The organism is Paenibacillus sp. FSL H3-0321, from assembly GCF_038002865.1.
Taxonomy (GTDB): domain Bacteria; phylum Bacillota; class Bacilli; order Paenibacillales; family Paenibacillaceae; genus Paenibacillus_AQ.
The window spans coordinates 6,107,091-6,119,055 of the sequence record NZ_JBBODH010000001.1 but is presented as its reverse complement, the minus strand read 5'-3'; the positions used below and the strand labels follow the sequence as shown (position 1 = coordinate 6,119,055).

The window sequence follows — 11,965 nt, the reverse complement described above, 5'->3', positions numbered from 1 at the left end:
CCGCATCCTCACGATAGCTCCCGGCCGGGGTTATGGTAGCGGTTACAACATTTAAGATAGCCTGCTCTGACCAAGTACACAATCCTCTCTTTCGCTTCTTTTTATGTTTTTGGCCATTTCTGTCCCGGAAACCGGATTATGTTTTTCTTTTTTTTATATGTTTTTCGGTCTTCCCCTTGCCGGAAAAGCCATCTGTGATATAATCCCCCTGTACCTCGCTGTGTCGCTGGTTAAATATGTAAGCGTAATCATCTTAGAGAAGTGGAGTGAGTACCTTGCTGAGAAACCGCTCGATCAAACATAATACAATGTTCGTCAAGCTGCTTCTATCCTTCACTGCCATTGCCGTGATCACCGTCATTCTCATTTCCACCATTACTTACTCCATTTCGGCGGACAATAACATTCAGAACGCCATTGCGTACAACGAATCCATATTGACACAGCAGCAGGAGCTCATCCACAAGGAACTGACCGCCATCAAATATGCCGCCACCGGCATGATTACGACCCAATCCTACCTGTATCATACAAACGGCAGCAAATTAAGCGTCAGCTCCCTCATTGATCTCACCGGCTTCGTGGAAGAACAGAAGAAGGTCAGCCCCTACATCGATTCCATCTATTTATATTACGCCCCCTTGGAGCTTATCCTGACCTCGCGTCCCGAGATCAAGGCATCACCCATCTCCACCTTCGTGGATACCTCCTGGATTGAGGTCTGGAATCAGCCTTCTGACAGCCGCACAATCTGGGTTACCGGACGGCAAGACGGTTTCTCACCAGATCATCCTGCCGCCAGTCTGCTTCAAAAAATGCCTTTAATCGGTCAAGTCGACGGTGCCATCGTCATGAATTTGAAGCTTCAGCTGCTATTCGACGACTATTTAAGCCATTATCATAATAAAAAAGGCAACACCCTTGTTTTAGGGCCGGATTCTGAGCTGCTCTATTCCGATGCTGCAGCCGGGGAATCCCTGCTTCAACAGCTGGACCCCGGCCGGCTGACCGGGGCAAGCGGCTTCTACATTGATGATTCCGACCGGATCGTCTCCTATACAACCTCGGAGCTGACCGGCTGGAGATTCGTGGACATTACCAAACGTTCCGCTCTTCTGCAAGGAATGGACCGGATCAAGGTCATTGTCATCACGGTTGCGGCGGCATATCTGATAGCCGCGTTCACCTTATCCTTTTTCCTGTCCAGAAGATTGTACCGGCCGCTCCAGAGTGTAATTTCCTATATCGGCGGCTCCCAGGCCGGTCAGAAGGACGGAGAAGCCTCCCAACTGCCTGCCGGTGACGAAGCCGGCTTCATCCGTCATATCTTCGATCAGCTGGCCCGCAACTGGGAGACGCTGATGACGGAGAAGGGGAAGGTAGATTCCCTTCTTACCGATAACCGGACAGCGATCAAGGAGAAGTATTTGAACGACCTCATCCAGGGCGGCAGTACAGATCAGGCAGCGGAGCTGCTGGGGCTCCGGCTGGACTTTAGCCGGTTTGCTGTGCTGACTCTTGAGCTGGAGGAGCCTTATCCGTTGAACGGACCGGATGGCAACCTCCAATTCCACCTGTTCCGCTACGGGCTGATGGAAGAGCTGGGAGGCGACATCAATGGTGAAATCTTCGCCAAGGATGAGAAGCGGACGGTGATTCTTCTGACCGTTCCTCCGGGCGACGACGAATTCCCGCTAGAGCAAGCCAAGAAGCTGAAGCAGCTTCTGCTGACCCGGTACAGCATGAACGCGACCTTCGCCGTCAGTCCAATTTACAAGGGGGAAGAAAAGGTCCGTTTGGCGTACGAGAATACTTTGGAAGCTCTGAATCTGAAAATGTACATCGGCAAAGGGGAAATTCTGTCCTATGACATTCTCGCCGACTGGAAATCAGAAGAGGAGGCTTATTATTATCCGTACGAGCTGGAAACAAAACTGCTGCAGGCGCTGCTGCAGACGGATAAAGAGGAATGCTTCAATGCCATTCGGCAGATCACCCGGACCGTGATTGACAAGAAGCTGGGGAAGGCCAATATCCAGCAGCTGTTCTTCCAGCTGAGCGGGGAAATTATGAAGACGCTTGTCCAGACCCGGGGCGATATGTCCGCAGTGTTCGGGGACAGACCGGCTTACGCAGATGTGCTGGCGCGTGCCGAGACCTTGTCCGATATGGAAGAGTGCCTGCTGGACATGTGCAGCCGGATCATCACCTACCACAAGGAGAAACGTTCCAAGATGACGGATGTGACCCTGCAGCTGGCGACGGACTATATGGATGCGAACTTCAATAATAATATTTCTGTGGACACGGTAGCCGAATATGTTCAGCGCAGCTCATCCTACTTAAGCCGTATCTTCAAGGAGTCCACAGGGATGACCGTCAACGATTATTTGATCCAGCTTCGCATGAAGCGGGCTATGGAGCTATTGAAGCAGCTCGACCTTTCCATTGAGGAGATCTGCCGGGAAATCGGATATGCGAACGTAAGTTATTTCAATAAGATGTTTAAGACCCGGACGGGGCTGACTCCCGGACAATACCGGCAGCAGCAGGCGGCCGACAAGCTTCTCGCTCAAGGAAAGGAAAAGGCGGAATAATCCGGCGAAAAGCCGCCGGGAAAATTCCCGGCGGCTTTACTTGCGGATCAGGCTATTTATGCATTGTGTAATAATCGTTACGGACTCCTACTTCAAATCAATCGTCTCATTGAGATTCGATTGCTCCGTATCCTGCTTCGTTAGCCGCTTAAACAGGTAAGTCACTTTCTCGGCCAGGTTGCCGCTTTTCCAATATTCCGCCGCTTCGGCCTGGACCCGGATCAGAATTACGTCGGGGTCATCATAGCTGGTCTGCAGAAAAGCATCGTAGCCTGGATTCCAAAATTCTTTTTTCTTCTCCACATCCTGGACGAGCTTGGCCGTTCCACGGATGGAGACATAGGATTTATCAGCGTATATGACATTAACCCTCGGGTCATGAAGAATTTCCTCGAATTTGCTGGTATCCTTCTTGGTAAGAAACCATAAATCTCCGTCGAACTCGACTTCCTGTGTCTTCATGGGACGGGATACCAGTCCTTCGGCCGAAATCGTTGTTAACATGGCCGTATCAATGCCTTTGATCAAATCTCTAACCGTCTCGACAGCTTCCTGATGACTGTTGTTCAAATTGGACATGCTTATCGCCTCGTTTCTTCCGGGTTATGGATAGGTTATCCAAATGCATATCAATTATTACCCAGAAAGCACAAAACATTACCTGTTCATTTCAGTTCAGCGGCGTGATGGTGTGTAATGCTAACCTATAGCCGAGCCTGCTTCTTGTATTCTGTCGGATAGCAGCCTTCGGATTCTATAAATAATTTGACGAAATGTCTGGTGCTGTAATATCCCACTTGCAGGGCGATATCTTTTACCGGAAGGTTGGTCGTACTTAAAAGCTCCTTGGCCCGGTGAATCCGCAGACGGGTTAAATATTTCGTAAATGTGGTCCCTGTCTTTTTGTGGAAGGTAGAGCTCAGATAATTAGGTGTGATTCTCAGCCTCTCCGCTAACTGGGCAATGGAGATATTGCTGGCATAATGTTGTTCAATAGAATAGATCACTTCTGAGATCATATCCGGTGGCTCGCCCTCCAGTTTCTTCTTGTCAGATAGCAGCTTATCCGCATGGCGGGTAAGTAGGGTCGTCAGCTCAGCGGTTTCAAGCTCAGCACTATCATTCATTCCATATTGAATAAAACTCCGCATATGCTTTATTTGTTGCTTGGAGTGTTGTTCCGTCCTTAACAGGGTCGTAATTTCTTCCAACTCCCTGCAGTAATCCATATAGAGATGGTGATGGTAATCATCGACCAGCTTGGTCATTACAAGTCCCATATGAGCTGCCGCAGGAGGCTGCTTCTGGAGCTCTTCAAGCGAAAATCTGTGGTTAATTCCTATAACGGCACGCAGCGGCAGCAACCGGCGAATGTCCTGCAGACCTGCCAGCATGCCGCCAATATTTGCGTATATGCTGCTATCAACCTGAGTATAGGCAATCCTTTGGTTTGTCAGACGGTTTATTCGGTGATATATGCTGTCCGTCATAACTTCCATCTGCAGATCGTCCTTCGGCTCCCCCTCCTGCCAACACATCGCCACCGCTGTTTCCCCGCTAGTCAGCGTAAATATTGCCACACGGCAAGTTAAAGAGGACCATCCGCTGACAGCTTCCTGTATTGCCCTGTATAAACAGTGCTTGGCTTGTTCCATTTGTCCCGGGAATGCATGCGTATCTGTCGCAATCAGTAATACCTTATATTTCGTATAACGGGCTTCGGAGACGAATTCTGCCAGGCCGGGGGACTGCCCGTTATTCAAAGCTGCCAGTATGTAGTGCTCAAACTCGTCGTCAAGCCTTTGGTAGGTCTGATCAATCTTAGTAAAAAGTGAATCCAGGACCGCTCCCAGCTCCTCCATTCCCAGAGGCTTTAATAAATACATAAAGGCTCCCAGGCTAAGCGCCTTGCGGGCATAATCAAACTCGGAAAACCCCGACAAAATGACCCATTGGGTATGGGGAGAAAGCTTGCGGCCGCGTTCAATCGCTTCCAGTCCGTTCATTTTGGGCATTCGGATATCGACAAAAGCTACATCGGGCTGCATTTTTGACAAAGCATTCAGCAGGTCCTCCCCGTTAGTTGCCTCACCGGCAATTGAAATGTCGCGCTCCGATTCCTCCAGCATGCTGATCAATGAGACTCTGGATAGCTTCTCATCATCTGCAACAAGCACTCTCATTTCTCCACATCCTTAAGCGGTATTCGAATGGTCACGGTGGTCCCCATTCCGGGCGAGCTGTGAATATCAAAGACAGCGGACGGATAAGCAAATTTCAATCGCTCCTGCACATTACGCAGTCCAATGCTATCCTCTAATTCAGCGGCTGGTTCCAGGAACCCGACTCCGCTATCTTCTATTTTTATGTACAAGCAATCTTCGCCCTTCTGTTCAAGTCCCGCATCGACAACAAGGCGGCAGGGCAGGGCTGAAGGTTCAATCCCGTGAATAATCGCATTCTCGACCAGTGGCTGGAGCAGCAGTTTGGGAATTTTAAATTCTGAAATTCGGGGATCGAACTGCAGGCTGAACTCCAAACGGTCATCAAAACGCAATTGCTGCAAGCCGCAATATTTGCGCAGAAAAGTAAAGGTTTCCCCTATGGTAGTCCAATTCTCCTGAACAAGCGTATATCGCAGCAGTGAGCTGAGGGAAAGGATGGCCTCCTCCAGCTTTTTCTTTTCACCGATCCTGTTCAGCGCGAAAAATCCATTTAACGTATTGAACAGAAAATGAGGCTCTATCTGGGCTTGTAACGCCCGGAATCTCATTTCCTTTTCATTTAAGACGGCGACGTATTCTTTTTGGATCAGCTCGTTGATGGTGTCAATCATATGGTTGAAGGAGTATCCCAGACTGGCGATTTCGTCTTTGCCGACGGGCTCCAGCCGGACCTGGAAATTCCCCCTTTCCACCTGCTTCATCGCCTGTTTCATTTGAAGAAAGGGACCCACAATCCAGCGCGAAACATAACGCAACAGCAGCAGTGTGAGCAGCAGGCCGATAAAGGCAAACAGCAGCCCTACGATATACATCCATTCTACCTTTTCCCTCAACTCTGATTTCGAAAGCAGCGCAACCATTTTCCAATTGGCCTGGCGAATCGGTTTGGAGATGACGACATAAGATTCTCCGGAATCTTTAACCTGGGATACCCCTGCACTGGAGATCTCTTTGATAATATGCTCTGACAAAGGGGCCGTGGAATAAAAGACCTCTCCCTTTTCATTGAGAATCGCACTAATGGACCGCACGCCAAAATCTTTGATCACAATCTCGTCCAGCAAGCTTGTCTGCGCATCAGCCATAATGACAGCCAGCGGACGAAGGGATTCAGGATCTTTAATAACGCGGGCTACGGAGAATACACGTTTGGTCAGCGGGGCTGTAAAATAATCCTGATGGTGGGTGCTTATAAAGGTTGCTTTGCCATCGGCCTGCACCGTTTGAAGATACCACGGCTGTTCAAAAAACGGATAATCTTCAACGACATCCGACAGACCGTTGGTCTGGCTGTAGACGTCACCATTTTGAGTCAGCAGCAAGGCGGCTGATAAATTGTTGCCGTAGGTCAGCAGAAATGCCGGCAGGAAGGTATTTAAGGTCAGCTCCACCGGGTATTTGACGAAATCGGTGTTGGAAGAATAATCAGAAGTATTCTTAGTAATCAAAGCTTGCATTAATTCCGGGCTAAAATAGGGAAGATAAGTGATTTGCTCTAACTGTTCCAGATAGGTCACAATATGTTCGGTCATGGACGTAAGCGTGTTCCGCGTCAGCGCTTCGGTCTCCCGTTCCAAAAGATACTGATAATAAGCCGGCATGCAAACCATAATAATCGCCACAGGTATGGCTATGATCAATGCGTAAGAAAGGGTTAATTTGGATCGCAGCGTATGCAGTTTCATGGGAAGCCCCTCCTTTACTACAACAAGAATAAGGAAAGTACACCCAGAAGTCAATTCGAGAAATGAGCGCGTAAATCGTAGAATGGTGTCATTTGATAGCGCTTTTATAAATGCTATTCTTTTGTATGTAAGCGCGTTAATTAATAATTGGGGGATGAAAAAATGAAGAAGAAATATCTAAGTTCTGTACTGGCTGCCAGTCTCTGTCTCGGACTTGCTGCATGCAGCAATAACGAAAACAAGAATGTGGAAGGTGCAGCAGAGAACGTCAAGCTGACCATGATGCTGACCGTAGGTGAACAGGGTGTACGGGATGTAATCCAGGAAATTGTAGCGAACTATCAAACGGAGCATCCGGAGACAAAAATTGAGGTTCAGTTCCCAGGCTCCAACTATGAAAGTATTATGAAAATGAAAATGGCCTCCAACGAATTGCCGGATATTTTCGATACCCATGGCTGGGCCAAGCTCCGTTACGGTGATTACACCATGGATCTGAAAAACGAACCTTGGGCAGCAAAAATGACCGACACGATCAAACCGACGCTTACGGATGAAAGCGGTAAAGTCTATGCGCTGCCGCTCAACGAAGCGAAAGACGGCCTATTCTATAATGTTGCTGTACTTGAGAAATACGGTGTGACACCGCCGGCTACCCTGGATGAGCTGCTGGCTTCCGCCGAAAAAATCAAAACGGAAAGCAAAGGCGAAGTCATTCCGTTGTTCTTCTCCGGGCTAGATCCTTGGACCATCGGCCAGTTCTTTGATATGATGGCAAATCCGCTTCTGATTACTCCGCCGCAGAATGAAGCCCAGGCACTTCTTGATGGCACCTTCGACTGGAATAAATGGACCTATCTGCCTGAGAAATTCAAGGAAATATATGACAAGGGCTATACAAACAACGACTTGCTGACGGCAAAATATGCGGATGAAGCCCGCCTTTTCGCTGAAGACAAGCTGGCATTTGCATTCCACACTCCTTCGTCCTATGCAGATATCCAAAAGATCAATCCTGATGTGAAAATGGGAATCGCCCCGCTGCCAGCTATTGTTGAAGGCGACGAACCTACCTTTGCCGGAGGCGAACGCCTTGCACTGGGGGCATGGAAGGACACCAATTATCCGGAACAGACGAAAGATTTCCTGAATTATATGGCGCAGCCGGATAATGTCAAGAAAGTATCCGATGCTACCCTTTCTCCAGCCGCTCTCAAGGATGTATCCGGCGGTGGCGCTTTCAGTGATTACTATGATCAATATAAGGATACCAAAGTACTGCCTTATTTTGACCGGATATACCTTCCTAACGGCATGTGGGATGTAATGATTACGAACGCCCAGGAATTGTTGGCCGGAAATATCACCGCTAAGAAATACAGCGAGAATATGAAGTCAGAAGTAGAACGGCTAAAAGCTCAGCAGAAATAGAAATAGATATAGAGCAGGAACAGAGAGTCCTCACTGAAAGAGGGCTCTCTGTTCCTCATATTGGGAGGGAATTGTGTGAAGAAATCATTACTCGGAATCAATATGATGTATTTGCCGGCATTGATTTTGTTTGCTGCATTTATTTTTTACCCGTTTATGAACGGCATACGGATCTCTTTTACAAACTGGGACGGCTATTCGCAAAATTCCGCCTGGGTTGGCTTAGCCAACTATAAACGCTTATTTACAGATCCGAATATAGGAACGGTTGTCAAAAATACATTAACCTATGGTTTGGGCAGCACTATTCTGCAAAACTTGTTTGGCTTGCTGTACGCGCTTTTGTTGAACCAGAGCATTAAAGGCAGAGGGATCGTCAGAACAATCATCTATCTGCCGGTCATTATCAGCCCTTTGATCATGGGTTACATATGGTATTTCATCTTCCAGATGAACGGCGGCGCCTTGAACGATCTGGTTAAGCTGTTCGGCGGAGATCCGGTTAATTTCCTGGCCAATCCGCAGCTGAATGTCTGGCTGATTACGCTGGTCAACACCTTTCAATTTGTCGGTACGGCCATGATTATTTATTTGGCAGGCCTGCAGTCCATTTCAGCCGATTATTATGAAGCAGCTTCATTGGACGGCGCGTCCGCTTGGCAGCGTTTCAAGAATGTCACCTTCCCTCTGCTAGCCCCGTCAATCACTATCAATGTGGTCATTAATATCATTGGCGGACTGAAGCTGTTTGACGTAATCATCGCTCTAACCAACGGAGGTCCCGGCTACGCCTCACAGTCTCTGTCAACGATGATGTACCAAATGTATTTTGCCAGACAGGATGCTGGATACGCAGCATCTATGGGTAACTTAATGTTCTTTATTACTAGCATTATCGGCATAGCTGCGTTGATTCTGCTGCGGAGAAAGGAGAATGCATAATGGCAACCCCCAAAATAAATAAGTGGCAAATCGCGTTGATGGCGCTGATTGGCGTAGTTCATATTGTTCCGCTGTACCTATTAGTCAGCACCGCGTTCAAAAAGGAAAGTGATTTAAGTTCGAAGTGGGTTCTTCCGGGTTATTTCAATCTGGACAATTTCAAGAATGCTTGGCAATATGCCAATCTAGACCGTGCCTTTATTAATAATATAATCATAACGTTTTTTGCCGTTCTCCTTATTCTGGTTGTCGGCTCGCTTGCCTCCTATCCGTTGTCCCGTTTTCAGACACGCTTGAATAAATTCGTTTATATTCTGTTCATTTCCGCGCTAATCGTTCCCCCCTTAACCGTATTGGTACCGCTATACCAGTTCATCGTGGATTTGAATGGTCTGAATACGTATTGGGGTGTAATCCTGCTCAATGTAACCTTCAATCTTCCGATGACCATTTTCTTGTACACCGGTTTTATCGGCACCATCCCCAAAGAACTGGATGAAGCCGGGATGATTGACGGAACCTCCAGAGTAGGACTATTCTTCAAAATCATTTTGCCGCTGCTGCAGCCCGTAACGGTGACGGCGATTATTTTGTCAGGCGTTTCGATCTGGAATGACTATCAGTTCTCGCTGTTCTTTCTGCAAACAACAAGCATGCATACGCTGACAGTGGCCTTATCCGCATTCTTCTCCCAGTTTACCAGCAATCTGAGCTGGGTAGCCGCCGGATCTCTGATGTCCATGCTGCCGCTTACGCTGTTGTATCTTTTCCTCCAGCGTTTTTTCATTGCCGGTTTATCCGCCGGGGCTGTAAAAAGCTGAACCTTGTTAATTAACCGTTAAAGGAGTGAGCCCAGATGAGTATACAATTCGATGCCGAATCCCGTACGTTCCATTTAACAGCGGGTGAGACCAGCTACATACTGCGAATTATTGATGGGGACTATCTGGCCCATCTCTATTGGGGCAAACGTCTTCGCCGGTATGAAGGCAGTAATGCACTGCAATATTTGGACCGGGGATTCTCTCCTAACCCCAACCCGGAGGACCGCACATTCTCTCTTGACACTCTTCCGCAGGAATACCCGGCTTATGGAGGCACTGATTTCCGCAATCCGGCCTATCAAATCCAGACCACAGATGGTACAACCATCTCCGATCTGCGGGTGATCTCCCATCAGATCGTTCAGGGAAAACCGTCCTTAGACGGTCTTCCCGCTACTTACGTGGAAGACGAACACGAAGCGCAGACCCTGCAAATCCATCTGCTGGATTCCCTCCTTGGTCTCTCCGTTACGTTGTCTTATACCGTTTACGAAAGACGAAATGTAATTGCCCGCTCCGTCCGGCTGCTGAATAAAGGAGCCGAGCCCTTGCAGGTCCTGCGGGCTTTCAGCGCCAATGTCGATTTCCGCGATGACAATTTTGATATGGTACATCTTCCCGGCGCCTGGGCCAGAGAACGGCATATTGAACGCCAACCGCTGCATAAGGGAATCCAGTCTATTGAGAGCCGCAGGGGCGCCAGCAGCCACCAGCACAATCCCTTTCTTGCCTTGGCACGAAAAGGAGCTACAGAAGAATGCGGTGAGATCTTTGCATTCAGCCTGGTGTACAGCGGAAGCTTTACAGCCTCAGCGGAAGTGGAACAGTTCTCGACCACGAGGGTCTCTATGGGGATCAATGATTTTGACTTCAGCTGGAGTCTTGAGCCTGGCGGGGCATTTCAATGTCCTGAAGCAATCCTTGTCTACTCACCGAATGGGCTGGGAGGAATGTCCCGGACGTTTCACGGATTGTTCAGAGAACGTTTATGCCGCGGGGAATACCGCGACCAGGTCCGCCCCATTCTGATTAACAACTGGGAAGGAACCTACTTTGACTTTAATGCAGACAGTATCGAACGGATCGCAGAAGCCGGCAGCTCACTTGGCATGGAGCTGTTTGTCTTGGATGACGGCTGGTTTGGCAAACGCGATGATGATAAATCTTCTCTCGGAGACTGGTTTGTCAATGAGAACAAGCTGGAGGGCGGATTGAACAGGCTGGCCGGGCGAATCGTGGACAAGGATATGCAATTCGGCTTATGGTTTGAGCCGGAAATGGTCTCCCAGGAAAGTGAGCTGTACCGCAAGCATCCTGACTGGTGTCTGCATGTTCCCGGCCGCAACCGTTCAGAGGGACGCAACCAGCTGGTTCTCGACTTCTCGCGGACGGAAGTATGCGGCGAAATCGTCTCCATGGTTTCGGGCATCCTGTCTTCCGCCCCGATTACCTATGTCAAATGGGACATGAATAGACATATGACAGAGATTGGCTCGGCGACCCTTCCGCCGGTGAGACAACGCGAAACCGCTCACCGCTATATCCTTGGCTTGTATAGTGTAATGGAGGAACTGACGACAATGTTCCCGCATGTCCTATTCGAAAGCTGTTCAGGCGGAGGCGGGCGTTTTGATCCAGGTATGCTGTATTATATGCCTCAGACCTGGACAAGCGATAACACGGATGCCGTGTCCCGCTTGAAGATTCAATATGGAACAAGCCTTGTCTATCCGATTATCACCATGGGTGCCCATGTTTCCGCTGTTCCGAATCATCAAGTGCACCGCAGCACTTCACTGGACATCCGCGGGCATGTCGCCATGAGCGGGAACTTCGGATACGAGCTTGACGTAACCGCGTTAAGCGAAGAAGAAAAAACTGAGATTCGGAGGCAGATTAAGCTTTATAAAACAAACCGGATACTGATCCAATTTGGCGGTTTTTACCGGCTGCTCAGCCCGTTTGAAGGTAATGAGACCGCATGGATGTTTGTTTCCGCCGACCAGAGCGAAGCGCTAGTCTTTTATTTTAGAACCGGAGCGGAGGCAAACAGCCGGGTGAGCTCGGTTCGGCTGCAAGGTCTGGATGAAGGCAGCGATTATTCCTGCGACAAAGGCGGAGTCTATGGCGCGGATGAACTGATGAACAGCGGACTTGCCGTTCCCGCACTATGGAAAGGCGATTATGAAAGCATCATGTGGAAATTAACACGAGAAACGAACATCACCCACTAACAAAACTTACAGGGCAGAGAGGAACAT

Annotated in this window: 8 protein-coding genes; 5 read left to right on the top strand and 3 right to left on the bottom strand. The window is 48.8% G+C overall.

Annotated features, from left to right (window positions below):
* The first annotated feature begins 275 nt into the window (after positions 1-275).
* Entirely contained in the window at positions 276-2,597 is a 2,322-nt protein-coding gene (locus MHI45_RS27295) for a helix-turn-helix domain-containing protein (RefSeq protein WP_341119740.1), read from the top strand.
* 87 nt (positions 2,598-2,684) lie between these two features.
* Here MHI45_RS27295 and MHI45_RS27290 read toward each other — a convergent pair whose 3' ends face one another.
* The 3 genes from MHI45_RS27290 to MHI45_RS27280 form a co-directional block, all read right to left on the bottom strand.
* Positions 2,685-3,176, bottom strand: a complete 492-nt coding sequence (locus MHI45_RS27290; RefSeq protein ID WP_076110475.1) for a pyridoxamine 5'-phosphate oxidase family protein — start codon at positions 3,174-3,176, stop codon at positions 2,685-2,687.
* 125 nt (positions 3,177-3,301) lie between these two features.
* Positions 3,302-4,780: a response regulator gene (locus MHI45_RS27285; protein WP_076110474.1), complete on the bottom strand. Its 1,479-nt coding sequence runs from the start codon at positions 4,778-4,780 to the stop codon at positions 3,302-3,304.
* Positions 4,777-6,507, bottom strand: a complete 1,731-nt coding sequence (locus MHI45_RS27280; RefSeq protein WP_076110473.1) for a cache domain-containing sensor histidine kinase — start codon at positions 6,505-6,507, stop codon at positions 4,777-4,779. The genes MHI45_RS27285 and MHI45_RS27280 overlap by 4 nt, the downstream gene beginning before the upstream one ends.
* Positions 6,508-6,669: 162 nt before the next feature.
* On the opposite strand from MHI45_RS27280, the gene MHI45_RS27275 reads away from it, so the two are divergent.
* The 4 genes from MHI45_RS27275 to MHI45_RS27260 all read left to right on the top strand — a co-directional run bounded on the left by MHI45_RS27275 (position 6,670) and on the right by MHI45_RS27260 (position 11,938).
* Positions 6,670-7,938: an ABC transporter substrate-binding protein gene (locus tag MHI45_RS27275; RefSeq protein ID WP_076110472.1), complete on the top strand. Its 1,269-nt coding sequence runs from the start codon at positions 6,670-6,672 to the stop codon at positions 7,936-7,938.
* A 102-nt stretch (positions 7,939-8,040) separates the two neighbouring features.
* The gene (locus MHI45_RS27270) at positions 8,041-8,880 is read left to right on the top strand and encodes a carbohydrate ABC transporter permease (protein WP_052092475.1); all 840 of its coding nucleotides are present in this window, start codon (positions 8,041-8,043) and stop codon (positions 8,878-8,880) included.
* The gene (locus tag MHI45_RS27265) at positions 8,880-9,701 is read left to right on the top strand and encodes a carbohydrate ABC transporter permease (protein ID WP_076110471.1); all 822 of its coding nucleotides are present in this window, start codon (positions 8,880-8,882) and stop codon (positions 9,699-9,701) included. The genes MHI45_RS27270 and MHI45_RS27265 overlap by 1 nt, the downstream gene beginning before the upstream one ends.
* 35 nt (positions 9,702-9,736) lie before the next feature.
* A complete protein-coding gene (locus MHI45_RS27260; protein WP_076110470.1) occupies positions 9,737-11,938 on the top strand; it encodes an alpha-galactosidase in 2,202 nt (733 codons plus the stop codon).
* Positions 11,939-11,965 lie beyond the last annotated feature (27 nt).